The sequence below is a fragment of the Metabacillus sp. 84 genome (assembly GCF_050107715.1).
GTDB lineage: Bacteria > Bacillota > Bacilli > Bacillales > Bacillaceae > Metabacillus_B.
The window spans coordinates 17,464-31,157 of record NZ_JBNILN010000013.1; the positions used below are offsets into that span (position 1 = coordinate 17,464).

The 13,694-nt window shown below is 46.0% G+C and carries 15 protein-coding genes and 1 other annotated feature; of the genes, 13 read left to right on the forward strand and 2 right to left on the reverse strand.

What is annotated here, in order from left to right:
- Positions 1 to 14: 14 nt before the first annotated feature.
- The 3 genes from mnmA to recD2 all read left to right on the forward strand — a co-directional run bounded on the left by mnmA (position 15) and on the right by recD2 (position 4,387).
- Positions 15 to 1,130 carry a tRNA 2-thiouridine(34) synthase MnmA gene (gene mnmA / locus ACQCV8_RS17000; RefSeq protein ID WP_426846451.1) on the forward strand — a complete coding sequence of 372 codons (1,116 nt, stop codon included), beginning with the start codon at positions 15 to 17 and terminating at the stop codon, positions 1,128 to 1,130.
- 147 nt (positions 1,131 to 1,277) lie between these two features.
- Positions 1,278 to 1,934 carry a tetratricopeptide repeat protein gene (locus ACQCV8_RS17005; RefSeq protein WP_426846453.1) on the forward strand — a complete coding sequence of 219 codons (657 nt, stop codon included), beginning with the start codon at positions 1,278 to 1,280 and terminating at the stop codon, positions 1,932 to 1,934.
- Between the two features lie 80 nt (positions 1,935 to 2,014).
- On the forward strand, positions 2,015 to 4,387 hold the full coding sequence (recD2, locus tag ACQCV8_RS17010) for an SF1B family DNA helicase RecD2 (protein ID WP_426846455.1): 2,373 nt from the start codon (positions 2,015 to 2,017) through the stop codon (positions 4,385 to 4,387).
- 79 nt (positions 4,388 to 4,466) lie between these two features.
- On the opposite strand, the gene ACQCV8_RS17015 is transcribed toward recD2, so the two are convergent.
- Entirely contained in the window at positions 4,467 to 4,616 is a 150-nt protein-coding gene (locus ACQCV8_RS17015) for a hypothetical protein (RefSeq protein ID WP_426846457.1), read from the reverse strand.
- Between the two features lie 145 nt (positions 4,617 to 4,761).
- Between ACQCV8_RS17015 and ACQCV8_RS17020 the strand changes: the two genes are divergently transcribed.
- From ACQCV8_RS17020 to ACQCV8_RS17030, 3 genes are read left to right on the forward strand one after another with little or no spacing between them, the layout of a single operon-like run.
- A complete protein-coding gene (locus ACQCV8_RS17020; protein WP_426846459.1) occupies positions 4,762 to 5,244 on the forward strand; it encodes a PRC-barrel domain-containing protein in 483 nt (160 codons plus the stop codon).
- Between the two features lie 12 nt (positions 5,245 to 5,256).
- The gene (locus ACQCV8_RS17025) at positions 5,257 to 5,445 is read left to right on the forward strand and encodes a hypothetical protein (RefSeq protein ID WP_035405225.1); all 189 of its coding nucleotides are present in this window, start codon (positions 5,257 to 5,259) and stop codon (positions 5,443 to 5,445) included.
- 23 nt (positions 5,446 to 5,468) lie between these two features.
- Positions 5,469 to 5,606: a DUF3918 family protein gene (locus ACQCV8_RS17030; protein ID WP_426846461.1), complete on the forward strand. Its 138-nt coding sequence runs from the start codon at positions 5,469 to 5,471 to the stop codon at positions 5,604 to 5,606.
- Positions 5,607 to 5,632: 26 nt separating this feature from the next.
- Here the strand turns inward: ACQCV8_RS17030 and ACQCV8_RS17035 are convergent, their stop codons facing one another.
- Positions 5,633 to 5,947, reverse strand: a complete 315-nt coding sequence (locus tag ACQCV8_RS17035) for a hypothetical protein (RefSeq protein ID WP_426846601.1) — start codon at positions 5,945 to 5,947, stop codon at positions 5,633 to 5,635.
- Between the two features lie 138 nt (positions 5,948 to 6,085).
- Here ACQCV8_RS17035 and ACQCV8_RS17040 point away from each other — a divergent pair, with 138 nt between their 5' ends.
- The 7 genes from ACQCV8_RS17040 (at position 6,086) to mltG (ending at position 13,571) form a co-directional block, all read left to right on the forward strand.
- Positions 6,086 to 7,048 carry a nuclease-related domain-containing protein gene (locus ACQCV8_RS17040; RefSeq protein WP_426846463.1) on the forward strand — a complete coding sequence of 321 codons (963 nt, stop codon included), beginning with the start codon at positions 6,086 to 6,088 and terminating at the stop codon, positions 7,046 to 7,048.
- A 76-nt stretch (positions 7,049 to 7,124) separates the two neighbouring features.
- A complete protein-coding gene (locus tag ACQCV8_RS17045; protein WP_426846465.1) occupies positions 7,125 to 8,180 on the forward strand; it encodes an AI-2E family transporter in 1,056 nt (351 codons plus the stop codon).
- 38 nt (positions 8,181 to 8,218) lie between these two features.
- Positions 8,219 to 8,435: a binding site (T-box leader), on the forward strand.
- An 84-nt stretch (positions 8,436 to 8,519) separates the two neighbouring features.
- The gene (gene alaS, locus ACQCV8_RS17050; protein WP_426846467.1) at positions 8,520 to 11,156 is read left to right on the forward strand and encodes an alanine--tRNA ligase; all 2,637 of its coding nucleotides are present in this window, start codon (positions 8,520 to 8,522) and stop codon (positions 11,154 to 11,156) included.
- A gap of 86 nt (positions 11,157 to 11,242) precedes the next feature.
- A complete protein-coding gene (locus ACQCV8_RS17055; protein WP_426846469.1) occupies positions 11,243 to 11,509 on the forward strand; it encodes an IreB family regulatory phosphoprotein in 267 nt (88 codons plus the stop codon).
- 3 nt (positions 11,510 to 11,512) lie between these two features.
- Entirely contained in the window at positions 11,513 to 11,929 is a 417-nt protein-coding gene (ruvX, locus tag ACQCV8_RS17060) for a Holliday junction resolvase RuvX (RefSeq protein WP_426846471.1), read from the forward strand.
- Positions 11,930 to 11,957: 28 nt separating this feature from the next.
- On the forward strand, positions 11,958 to 12,248 hold the full coding sequence (locus tag ACQCV8_RS17065; RefSeq protein ID WP_426846473.1) for a DUF1292 domain-containing protein: 291 nt from the start codon (positions 11,958 to 11,960) through the stop codon (positions 12,246 to 12,248).
- A 186-nt stretch (positions 12,249 to 12,434) separates the two neighbouring features.
- Positions 12,435 to 13,571: an endolytic transglycosylase MltG gene (mltG, locus tag ACQCV8_RS17070; RefSeq protein ID WP_426846475.1), complete on the forward strand. Its 1,137-nt coding sequence runs from the start codon at positions 12,435 to 12,437 to the stop codon at positions 13,569 to 13,571.
- Positions 13,572 to 13,694 lie beyond the last annotated feature (123 nt).

Here is a 13,694-nt window from a genome sequence, read left to right on the forward strand (position 1 = left end):
GAGGTGAAATTCAAATGGAAAAAGCACCTAAGGATACACGTGTGGTCGTTGGGATGTCCGGCGGCGTCGATTCCTCTGTCGCAGCGCTAATGCTGAAGGAGCAGGGATATGATGTCATCGGTATTTTTATGAAAAACTGGGATGACACCGATGAAAACGGCGTCTGCACGGCGACCGAAGACTACAACGATGTCATTAAGGTTTGCAACCAAATCGGCATTCCGTACTATGCCGTCAATTTTGAAAAACAATACTGGGACAAGGTATTTACCTACTTCCTGGATGAATATAAAGCGGGCAGGACTCCGAATCCGGACGTCATGTGCAATAAAGAAATTAAATTTAAAGCCTTTCTTGATCATGCCATGTCCCTGGGGGCAGATTATCTCGCTACAGGCCACTATGCTAGAGTGGAGAAGCGGGACGGCATCTATAAAATGCTGAGAGGCGTCGACGAAAACAAGGATCAAACTTATTTCCTTAATCAGCTTGGCCAGGATCAGCTTTCAAAAGTGATGTTCCCGCTTGGCGGCATTGATAAATCCGAAGTAAGGGAAATGGCGAAGAATGCAGGGCTTGCCACAGCTTCCAAAAAAGACAGTACCGGAATCTGCTTCATCGGAGAGCGCAATTTCAAAGAATTTCTTAGCGGCTACCTCCCTGCACAGCCAGGAGAAATGCAAACCCTGTCCGGCGCAAAAATGGGCCGGCACGACGGGCTGATGTATTATACGATCGGTCAAAGACATGGGCTTGGAATCGGCGGAAGCGGTGAGCCGTGGTTCGTTATCGGCAAGGACTTAAAACGAAATATTCTGTTTGTCGATCAGGGCTTTCACAATGATCTTCTCTATTCCGATTCCATTATCGCAACAGACATCAGCTGGGGGGCAGGCAAAGCACCTGAAGGAGATTTCCAGTGCACAGCTAAATTCCGCTACCGTCAAAGCGATCATAAAGTAACAGTAACTATGCTTACTGAAACAACGGCAAAAATTACGTTTGAAGAACCGATCAGAGCCGTTACACCAGGTCAGGCCGCCGTTTTTTACGATGGAGAGGCTTGCCTCGGCGGAGGGACCATCGATGAAGTTTTCAGAGACAGCGAAAAATTAATGTACGTAGGATAAATGCACAGCAGGACTGCTCCGAAAGATGTTCAGCCAATCAGCAACCGCTGATGATCAAGGTCTGGCAAATGGCGGGCGGTCCTCTTTGCCTATTTCCAGAAACAGTTGATACGGTGCGAACGTTGCACACAGAGAGGAGCATGGAACATGGATAACAACCAATTAGGCATCCAAGCCATGAAACAAGGCGAACTTGAGCAGGCTGCCAGGCACTTCACAGAAGCGATCGAAGAGGATCCTGCCAATCCGGTCTTCTATGTGAATTTTGGAAATCTGCTTGCTTCAGTCAGCGAATTTGAAAAAGCAGAAAGCTTTTTTAATAAAGCCATTGAGCTTGACCCTAAGTCAGGAACCGCTCTATACGGCAAAGGAAATGTTTACTACGAAAAAGAAGAATATGAAAAGGCAGCCAAGGCTTTTACATCGGCTATCACTGAAGGCGTAGAGGAAGCGGACGCCTATTTTATGACAGGTATGTCTCTCGTTCAGCTGAATAAGGAAAGACTTGGGCTTCCATACTTTATGAGAGCAGTAGAGCTAAACGGCCAGGACGCCGATGCCCGCTTCCAATATGGATTGTGCCTTGCTTCACAGGGAGAGCTCAGTCAGGCGGCGAACGAATTTAAAACAGCAACAGAGCTCGATCCAAATCATGCCGATGCCTATTATAACCTTGGTGTTGCGTTTTCATTTGAAGAAAAAGCACAGCAAGCCTATGAAATGTTTGCGAAAGCGGTTCGTATCCAGCCTGACCACGTTCTCGCTTTGAATGGCAAAAAGCTGATGGAAGAAGCGTTAAAATAATGGTAATCATGGCTGTTCACCGGCCGCAGGAAATGGCCCAGGGATAAGCTTAGAGGAGCCAGGGAGGGGAGGAATGCGTGATGCAAATGTCCATAGATGAATTGGGAAATGGAGATAGCGGGGACAAACCATTTTTAAAAGGAATCATTAAAGCCGTCATATTCCACAATGAAAAAAACCTGTATACTGTTCTGAAAGCAAGACAAGTTGAATCCAATTTGGACATCGATGAAAAAGACGTCACAGTAACCGGATATTTCCCCCTCCTTTCAGAGGAAGAAACTTACATATTTTACGGGATGATTAAGCATCATCCGAAATTCGGAATGCAATTTCAAACAGAGCATTTCCGAAAGGATATTCCGAATACAGAAGAGGGCATTGTCCAATATTTATCAAGTGATTTATTTAAGGGGATCGGGAAAAAAACCGCAGAAATCATCGTGGGAAATCTTGGAACATCTGCCATCTCAAAAATCATGCAGGACCCCGCCGTGCTGCACAGCATTCCGAAAGTCAATAAAGAGAAAGCCGATATTTTAGCGCAAACGCTGAAGCAGCATCAGGGACTTGAGCAAATCATGATCTCCTTGTCGCAATTCGGCTTCGGACCGCAGCTTTCCATGAAGATTTATCAGCAGTATCAGGATGAAACGCTTCAGAAAATACAGGAAAATCCTTTTCAGCTTGTGAAGGATGTGGAAGGCATTGGTTTCGGCAAAGCTGATGAGCTTGCACGGCAGCTTGGGATCTCTGGCAGCAATGCAGAGCGGATTAATGCAGCCTGCCTTTATACAATCGAACAATCCAGTTCACAAGAGGGCCATGTATACCTGCGGGAGGATCAGCTCGCCGATAAAACGATGCAGCTGCTGAACAGCTCCGATCAGGGCGCTGTAGGGGCGGATGCAATCTCGAGGCAGATTGCTTCACTCGCCGAAAGCAAGCAGCTCATTGCCGATGAAGGCAAGATTTATTTTCCCATTCTTTATTACTCTGAAAAAAAAGTAGCGGAGCATATTCAGCAGATTCTTGACCAAACCGAATATGAAGGACTGTTCCCAGAGTCCGAATTTCTTCTTTCCCTCGGAAATCTAGAAGAAAGAATGAAGGTTACGTACGCTCCGAGCCAAAAGGAAGCCATACAGCGGGCCTTAATGACCCCGATGCTTTTGCTGACAGGAGGGCCCGGGACCGGAAAAACAACGGTTATCCGAGGAATCGTCGAGCTTTATTCAGATCTGCACGGCTGTTCTCTTGATCCAGGTGATTATAAAAAAGATGAGCCATTCCCAATCCTTCTTGTAGCGCCTACAGGACGGGCGGCTAAAAGAATGAGCGAATCGACAGGGATGCCGGCTGTAACCATCCACAGGCTGCTCGGCTGGAATGGAGCGGAAGGCTTTGACCGCAATGAAGACAATCCGATCGAAGGAAAGCTCCTGATTATCGATGAAATGTCGATGGTGGATATTTGGCTCGCCAATCAGCTTTTCAAATCCCTGCCCAAGCAAATTCAAGTGGTTATGGTAGGAGATGAGGATCAGCTGCCCTCCGTCGGACCCGGCCAGGTGCTCCGGGACCTTCTCGCATCAAATGAAGTGCCAACGGTGAGACTGACGGATATTTACCGCCAGGCAGAAGGATCTTCCATCATCGAGCTTGCCCATCATATTAAAGAAGGCCGTGCTCCTGACGATTTAAGGACTCCAACGGCAGACCGTTCTTTTATCCGCTGCGGCTCCGGCCAAGTGAAGGAAGTCGTTCGGAAAGTCGTGGAGAATGCAAAGAAAAAGGGGTTTTCCGCCCGTGATATTCAGGTGCTGGCGCCAATGTACAGAGGTCCTGCAGGCATCGACCAGCTGAATATTCTTCTCCAGGATATTTTTAACCCTGCATCCTCCACAAAACGGGAAATGAAATTCGGAGACCTCGTCTATAGAATCGGAGACAAAGTCCTTCAGCTCGTCAATCAGCCTGAAAGCCATGTCTATAACGGTGATATGGGTGAGATTGAATCGATTTTTTATGCAAAGGAAAATACAGAAAAAGAAGACATGATTGTTGTTTCATTTGACGGAAACGAAGTCACCTATACAAGATCGGATTTTTCGCAGTTCACGCATGCATACTGCTGCTCCATTCATAAATCACAGGGAAGTGAATTTCCCGTCGTCATTCTTCCTGTTGTGAAAAGCTATTACAGAATGCTAAGGAGAAACCTCATCTACACCGCGATAACAAGAAGCAAGAAATTTCTAATCATGTGCGGAGAAGAGGAAGCCTTTAAACGCGGCATCGAAAACAGGGATCAGCTGGAACGACAGACCTCTCTGAGGCAGCGCCTGAACAAGTCAGCCGGGGAGGAAGATAATCTTCAGAAACTTCTTCCATTTGATGTTAAGGATGCGAATATCGGAATGGGGAATGCAACACCCTTTGATTTTATGTAAGATGACCAGACCCTCCGGCTCAATGAATCCAAAGCAAAAAGCCGCCTGCTGGATAACAGGCGGCTTTTGCTTTGTTCAATTAATTGAACATCGGTAAAATATAGCTGATCAAAAACCAAATGACTCCGAAAAAAATGATTAAGTATGCGGCGTATTTGATAAATGTGGAAGCAACAAGACTGGAGTCCTTTCTTTTTTCTCTAACCTCGACATCTTTATGTTCATCCATAAATTCACGTCCTCTTTTTTGTTATTAAATACCACATCTGGGGAAGTTCAAACCTGTAAGCCAGCACCGGAATGGAAAACGTTACGCCGTATGACCGGGGACAAGCCGAAGAATCCTAAGAGTGTTCGGAAAGGTGGAGATCATCTTGCGGACATACGGAACATTAAAAGGACTTCCGGTTTTTGATGCAAGAAACGCAGCCTGCATCGGCAAAGTGACGGACCTCGTCATCAGTGCAGCCGGCCGTGTTTCCGGACTGGTAATAGATGGAAAAGGCCTGTTCAAAAAAGACCGCTTTATTCCTCTGTCCTGTATTTCGTCAGTCGGAGAGGATGGAGTAATGGTTGGCAATCCCGAACTTCTGCAGCCGCTCGCCGCTGCAAAAGAGGATTACCGGTTCCAGGGACACGGAAAGCTGCTGAACAAAACCGTATACTCTAAAAACGGAGTACAGCTCGGTCTCCTGGAGGACGTATATTTTTCAGAACAACTGGGCACAATCGTAGCATACGAACTGACAGACGGATTCTTTGCGGATTTAACCGAGGGGCGCAAAAAAGTGAACCCTTTAAGTGAAGAGCTCACAATAAGCAAAGATGCCATCGTCATGAATGTGATACAGGAGTGAGGTGTGCCCGGTATGCTGAAATGCCCGAACTGCCAATGCAAGGACCTGGGGAAAATAGGAGTGAACCAGTACTATTGCTGGGGCTGCTTTATCGAGCTTTCCGTCTCCAAAGGAATGATTTTGACCCACCAGGTTGAAGAAGATGGAACCTTAAGCTCATTGGACGATTTGTTTGACGAACACGACCGAACCGTAAGCTGACGAAATTAGAGGAGGAAACCGACATGAACCGCACCATGACCTCATTAATTTCAATGGGACTCGGCGCTGCTGCCACCTATGCCATGGGCAACAGAAAACGCATGAATACCCGCAGAATGAGAAAAAGCCTTCAGCGTTCAATGAAAAGAATGTTCGACTGATTGAATGCTGCATATGTACCCCCCGCCTATTTGGCGGGGGTTTTTTGTGGTTTGGGGAGGGTCGCGAATTCTGTTGAAATTTGATGAGAGGTGTCGTATGGCCCGTATATTGCGAAAGTTGGCCCGTAAACGGGGAAAGTTGGCCCGCAAGCGTGAAAAGTTGGCCCGTAAACGCGGAAAGTTGGCCCGCAAGCGTGAAAAGTTGGCCCGTAAACGCGGAAAGTTGGCCCGTAAACGCGGAAAGTTGGCCCGCAAGCGTGAAAAGTTGGCCCGTAAACGCGGAAAGTTGGCCCGCAAGCGTGAAAAGTTGGCCCGTAAACATAAAAAGACGGCCGGCACAGCTAATGATCCGGTCCGATTCAGTCAGCATCCGACATAGCTAAAGCAGGACTGCTAACTGTCAAAAAAGTATTGGGTGGAAGCAGGGTTTTGCGGGAGTTTGCAGAAACTAAATGGGAGATGTGGAAAGGAGTAAACAAATGATTGTTAAACCCCTCGAAGTTCCCCTTGCTTTAAAACAATTACAAGCCTTAAAAAGAAGGCTGCCCTCAGGTCATCCCAAGACAGAAAGTATAAAAAAAGCGTTAGCAGCAAGAACGGCAGGTTATGTTGGAGAAAGAGCTTTAGTATACCCCTTGAGTTTCATAAATAATGACTTCAAAATTTTCCATGATGTCAGGTTGTTTGATGGTCAGCATTACTTTCAAATTGATGTGCTGATTGTTACTAAGGCTTTTATTGTAATACTTGAAGTCAAAAATATTGCGGGAACTCTTTACTTCGACTCCGAATTCTCACAGCTGATCCGTATCCAAAATGATGTTAAAGAGCCGTTTCCAGATCCGCTCATTCAAATAAAACGACAGGAGATGCAGTTTTCAACATGGCTAAAAAAGTTTGATTTCCCTGATTTACCGATTAAAACCTTCATAATTATTGCAAATCCGCGAACAATTCTGCAAACGTCATCCAAAAACAGCTCTATCCATCAGAAAGTCCTTCATAGTTCAATTATTCCTTTTAAAATGAATGAATTAGAGAATGTCCTTAATCAAAAGATTTTAACTACCGACCAGGTAAACGAGTTGGTTGCAAGATTAGCCAATGAACATGCATTAAGTCAAACTGACATGCTTAAGCGCTTTGAAATCAAGAGAGAGGATGTTTTACCAGGAGTTTATTGTAGCGCCTGCTGTAATCTCACAATGAAAAAAGCATTTAAATCACTTTGGACTTGTTCCATTTGCAGTCACACAATGGAGAATGCGCACCATCCAGCGTTAGAAGACTACGCTCTCCTGTTTCAGAAAACCATAACGAACCGGGAGGCTCGATTCTTTTTGGATATACCATCCAGTTCGATCGTGAAAAAATTATTTAATCAGATGAATATGAAGCCTGTTGGACATTCCAAATTAAGTTTTTACAGGATTAATGTCTAAATTCTCGTAAAGTTGTGGCCGCTTCTTGAATAATCCCCCCGCCATCCTCCCAAACTAAAAACCGGAGGAATGCCCCATGAAGGAAAAAAAGATTCTGTACAGAGCGGGGATTGTTCTCCTGTCGCTTCTGTCCCTTTATTTGTTTTTGAAGCTGAAGGTTGTCTGGAATCCAGTGTGGATTATTGCCCAGGCTATTTTCATTCCGTTTTTAATCGCTTCGTTTATTACATATCTGCTTCATCCGATTGTGGAGAAGCTGCATGAGACGGGACTGCCGAGAACGCTCTCGATTCTAATTATCTATCTCCTGTTTTTCGGGTCGATTGCTTACGGGTGTTACCGTGGGGTTCCTTTGCTGATCAATCAGCTGATGGAGCTGTCGGCGAATGCTCCGCGGATGGTGCGGCTTTATGAGGGGTGGCTTGCAATGGTTCGCGATCAGACGGATCATTGGCCGGTGGGGCTTCATCACCGGGTGGAGGACCTGCTTGGAGAGGCGGAACAATGGCTCTCCGGGATGATTGATACGATTATATTTTCGATTCGTTCATTATTTGATAATGCGGTGATTCTGACATTAATCCCGTTTCTGGTTTTTTATATGCTGAAGGATTTTACCCTTTTAAAAAAAACGGCTTGGTATTTAACTCCGAAAAAGTGGAGGAGAAGGGGCAAGGAGCTGATCCGGGATGCGGATGAATCGCTGGGAAGCTATATCCGGGGCCAGTTCTTCGTCTGTGTGATTATCGGATTGCTTGCTTTTCTCTCACTCTGGATTTTCGGGGTCAAATATCCGCTTGTGCTTGGGATAATTATTGCGGTTACTAACATCATTCCCTACTTTGGACCGGTGATTGGAGCGGTTCCTGCGCTGATACTGGCGGCCGCGATGTCAACAGAGACGGTAATTACAGTAGTCATTATTATATTGGTTCTGCAGTTTCTTGAGGGGAACGTCATCAGCCCGCTTATAGTGGGAAGAAGCCTTCATATGCATCCCATTGTTATTATGCTTGCGCTGGCTGCAGGAGGGGAGCTGGCCGGGATATTCGGCCTGATCATTGCCGTACCGGTTACAGCGGTGCTGCGTGTTATGGTGGAGCATGGAGTTCGCCTGCTCAGAGCTGATTGACAGGCGGGCAGGGTTTGACTATAATCATCAATAGAATACATAAAACATTGATGGAAACGAGTATGTTACAGTCCATTCTAAAGAGAGAATGCCTCCAGGCTGAAAAGGCATTTGATGAAGGGTAACAGAATGCTATTCCTGAGTGCAGGTAAAAGCCCTGCCGTCCCGTGACCGCGTTATGGCCGAATGAAGCTGATGGATGCCTGCATCCATAATCAGGGTGGTACCGCGAGCAAGCAAACTCTCGTCCCTGTGCAAATCAATACTGATTTGCGCAGGAACGGGAGTTTTTTGTTTTTGCAGAGTCCCCCGGCTTACATACAAAAAGGAGGATTACCAATGAAATTTTTAACGTCCGCAGAAGTACGGCAGATGTTTCTTGATTTCTTTAAAGAAAAAGGCCATGCCGTTGAGCCAAGCGCTTCCCTCGTTCCGCATGAGGATCCTTCATTGCTGTGGATCAACAGCGGAGTCGCTACCCTGAAAAAATATTTTGATGGACGGGTGATTCCGGCAAACCCAAGGATTTGCAATGCTCAAAAATCCATCCGGACGAATGATATTGAGAACGTCGGAAAAACAGCACGCCACCATACCTTTTTTGAAATGCTTGGGAACTTTTCGATAGGAGAGTACTTTAAGGTTGAAGCGATCGAATGGGCATGGGAATTCCTCACGAGTGACAAATGGATTGGCTTTGATCCAGAAAAGCTTTCTGTGACCATTCATCCTGAAGATGATGAAGCATTTGAAATCTGGACAGAAAAAGTAGGTGTTCCGGAAGACCGCATCATCCGCCTTGAAGGGAACTTCTGGGATATCGGCGAAGGTCCGAGCGGCCCGAATACGGAAATTTTTTATGACCGGGGTGAGGTTTACGGTCATGACCCGGAAGATCCTGAGCTGTACCCGGGCGGGGAAAATGAACGGTATTTGGAAGTGTGGAATCTCGTTTTTTCTGAGTTTAACCATAATTCGGACGGCACCTATACGCCGCTTCCTAAGAAAAACATTGATACTGGCATGGGGCTTGAGCGCATGTGTTCTGTGATCCAAAACGTACCGACTAACTATGAAACCGATCTTTTTATGCCAATTATTGAAGCAACAGCTAAGATTTCCGGTATGGAGTATCACGGCAGCAAGGAAAAGGATGAGGCGTTCAAGGTCATCGCCGATCATATCAGAACGGTTTCTTTTGCAGTCGGTGATGGAGCTTTGCCGTCAAATGAAGGCCGCGGATATGTGCTGCGCCGTTTGCTGCGCCGCGCTGTCAGGTACGCTAAGAAGCTCGATATTAACCGTCCGTTTATGTTTGAGCTTGTACCGGCAGTCGGAGAAATCATGGAAGCCTTCTATCCGGAGGTTCAACAAAAAACAGAATTCATTCAAAAAGTAATCAAAAATGAAGAAGAGCGGTTCCATGAAACGCTCAATGATGGACTTGCTATTCTTTCTGAGGTAATAAAAAAACAAAGGCAAGCCGGGCACCGCATCATACCAGGCGCAGACGTCTTCCGTCTTTATGACACTTATGGCTTCCCTGTAGAGCTGACAGAGGAATATGCAGAGGAAGAAGAAATGGAGATCGACACGGAAGGCTTTGAAGCTGAAATGGAAAAGCAGCGGGAGCGGGCAAGATCCGCGCGCCAGGAAGTCGATTCCATGCAGGTTCAGGGCGGGGTTCTCGGTGATCTTAAAAAGGAAAGCACGTTTGTTGGATATGAAACGCTCAACGTTGAAACGGAAATTGCGGCTCTCATAAAAAATGGCGAGCTTGCCGATGAGGCGAGTGAAGGCGATGAGATTCAGCTTATCCTTGTGCAGACACCATTTTACGCGGAAAGCGGCGGCCAGATTGCAGATGAAGGAACCATTTCAAATGATAGGTTTACCGTCCGTGTGAAGGATGTAAAAAAGGCACCGAATGGGCAGAACCTTCACCGTGCAATTGTTGAGAAGGGCACCATCCATAAACATGATAAGGCTGCAGCTGCAGTGGACCGGCGTATCCGGGAAGGCGTTGTTAAAAACCACACGGCTACCCACCTGCTGCATCAAGCACTGAAGGATGTTCTTGGAGGCCATGTAAATCAGGCGGGCTCCTTAGTAACGGCAGACCGCCTGCGTTTTGACTTTTCCCACTTCGGCCAGATTACCGACAGTGAGCTTAAACAGATCGAGCACACCGTTAACGAAAAAATTTGGGCAGGCATCGGAGTGAACATTGACCTGAAGCCGATTGACGAAGCGAAAGCAATGGGCGCCATGGCTCTATTCGGTGAAAAATACGGAAAAATTGTCCGCGTTGTTCAAATCGGAGATTACAGTGTCGAGCTTTGCGGGGGCTGTCATGTCGAAAATACCTCTTCGATCGGTCTGTTCAAGCTCATCTCTGAATCGGGAATTGGAGCAGGTACGAGAAGGATAGAAGCTGTTACAGGCAAAACAGCCTATGAAGCGATGAGTGACCAGCTGTCGATTCTTGAGGAAGCTGCGGTCAAGCTGAAAACGAAGGCAAAAGAGGTTCCGGCCAGAATTGACAGCCTGGCAGCTGAACTGAAAGAGCTGCAGCGCGAAAATGAATCGCTGACCTCTAAATTGGGCAATCTTGAAGCATCCTCTTTGACAGATCAGGTAAAAGATGTGGACGGAGTAAAACTTCTTGCAAGCAAGGTGAATGCCAAGGACATGAACAGTCTTCGGGCAATTCTTGATGATTTAAAAGCAAAGCTGGGATCAGCTGTCATCGTGCTGGGAGCTGCCAGCGGTGATAAAGTGAATATTGCAGCCGGTGTTTCCAAGGACCTGATCGACCGGGGGCTTCATGCAGGCAAGCTCGTTAAAGAAGTGGCAGAGCGCTGCGGCGGAGGCGGCGGAGGCCGTCCTGATATGGCTCAGGCAGGCGGGAAAGACCCTGAAAAACTTGAATCTGCTTTAAACTATGCAGAGGAATGGATTAAATCCGTTTTATAATTCCCATTCTTAGTGTAGAATGGTGATAAGAGTCAGGACGAGCAGGATTCAGTCCTCTATGTGAACTTGAGAAAGAGGTGCAGACAGTGAGCTCATTCGATAAAACAATGAAATTCAACGTTTCGGAGGATTCCGTTCAAGCAGATGTGAACGAAGTTTTGTTTACCGTATATGATGCACTGAAAGAAAAAGGCTACAATCCGATCAATCAGATTGTCGGCTATTTGCTTTCCGGTGATCCGGCTTATATTCCGAGGCACCGGGATGCCAGAAGCCTGATCCGGAAGCTTGAGCGTGACGAGCTGATTGAAGAGCTTGTAAAATCGTATCTGCAAAATAACCGCGGGGAGTAATGCATGCGAGTACTTGGTTTGGATTATGGAACGAAAACAATCGGAGTAGCAGTCAGTGACTACCTTGGCTGGACGGCCCAGGGCCTCGAAACGGTTAAAATTAACGAAGAAGGCGGAGACTATGGTCTGACGAGGCTTTCTGAACTGATCAAAACGGAAGAAGCGGACAAGATTGTCGTCGGTCTTCCCAAAAATATGAATGGCACCATCGGCCCGCGCGGGGAAGCCTGCCAGCGGTTTGCCTCTTTATTAGAGGAAACCTTCTCGCTTCCGGTCGTCCTTTGGGACGAGCGTCTGACTACGATGGCTGCCGAACGAATGCTCATTGAAGCAGACGTCAGCAGAAAAAAACGAAAAAAGGTCATTGATAAAATGGCTGCGGTCATGATCCTCCAAGGGTATCTTGACAGCCTCCGGTAACGGAGAGTACTAAACGAGGTGAATAGTTATGGAACATGGAGAAAAGCAAATTACAGTAGTGGATGAGAACGGAAACGAGCAGCTTTGCGAAATCTTATTTACGTTCGAATCCGATGAGTTTAACAAATCTTACGTGCTATACTATCCAATCAGCAGCGAAGATCAGGATGAAGAAGATGTCGAGATTCATGCATCAAGCTTTACTCCGAACGAAAACGGAGAAGACGGCGAACTTCAGCCGATTGAAACTGAAGAAGAATGGGACATGATTGAAGAAATGATGAACACATTCTTCGATAACGAAGAGGAAGAAGAATAATACAGAAGGAAGCCGGGATGGGAACCCGGCTTCCTTTTTTTCATTCAGTTTCTGAATAGAGCCGCCGGTTCCCCCTGGCCCTCTGCAGCTAAAGCAATTGGAAAAGCGCCGTATGGATACAAATTGTTAATGACGAATAAAGGGGAATTTTGTAGTATAATAATGGGAAGTGGAAGGGGGAAAAAGATGAAACATAAATCTGATAAATCATCTATACATAAGACTTTACTTGAAAGACAGGAAGAAGCAAAATCAATCCGGAAGATTGTAATCAGGATTGTCCTTATAACAGGAATTGCCCTGGCTTTGATAGCGGTCACAGGGATCATCTATATACAAAATGCATTGAGTCCCGTAGATTCAGCAGATAAAAAGGAAGTGAAGGTTTCGATTCCTCTTGGTTCTTCTGTCACAGGCATTGCTGCAGAACTGAAGGATGAAGGTCTGATTAAAGATGCCAGAGTTTTTAAATACTATGTAAAGTTTAAAAATGAAACAGGTTTTCAGGCAGGAGACTATCTGATGAGCAGGTCCATGACGATGGATGATATGATCGAGCTTCTGAAAACCGGAAAAATGTCTGAAGATGTAGCCATTCAGCTGATGGTACCAGAAGGCCACAAATTAACGCAAATTGCGGCAATTATTGAAAATAATTCCGAGTTTTCAAAGGAAGAAGTGTTAAAAAAAGTACAGGATCCAGAGTTTATCGCTTCGATGAAAGAAAAATTTCCGGATACTGTATCCAAAGAAGTGGACAGCAAATCCGTGAAATATAAGCTTGAAGGCTATTTATTCCCGGCAACCTATCCTTTCAAAGATCCAAATACTTCACTTGATGCCATTCTCGAGAAGATGATCGGGGAGACAGATAAGCGGGTAAAGCCGCTTCTTCCGCAGATTAAGGAAAAAAAGTGGACCGTTCACACCTTCCTGACGATGTCCTCTCTAATTGAAGAGGAGGCCACAGGACAAGTTGACAGACAGAAAATATCCAGTGTGTTTGTTAACCGGATCAACCAGGACATGCCTCTTCAGACGGATCCCACCGTGCTCTATGCTTTGGGAGAGCATAAAGACCGTGTAACCTATGATGACCTGAAAGTCTCTTCACCGTATAATACGTACAAAAACAAAGGCCTCCCTCCAGGACCGATTTCCAATAGCGGTACCATGTCCATGGAAGCCGCGCTGCAGCCTGATAATACAGATTATCTGTATTTCCTGGCATCGCCGGAAGGGAAAGTATATTATTCAAGAACACTCAAAGAGCATAATCAGCTTAAAGAAAAATATATTACCGGGCCGAGAGAAGAATCATAACTCAGAGAGGGAGTGAAATTTATTTCATTCCCTCTTTATTTGTGCTAAAATATATCAAGTTGTGTGCAGACACGACCGCAGATATAATGAAGGCAAGAGTTCCTAATCAGAACTCTTCTTTTT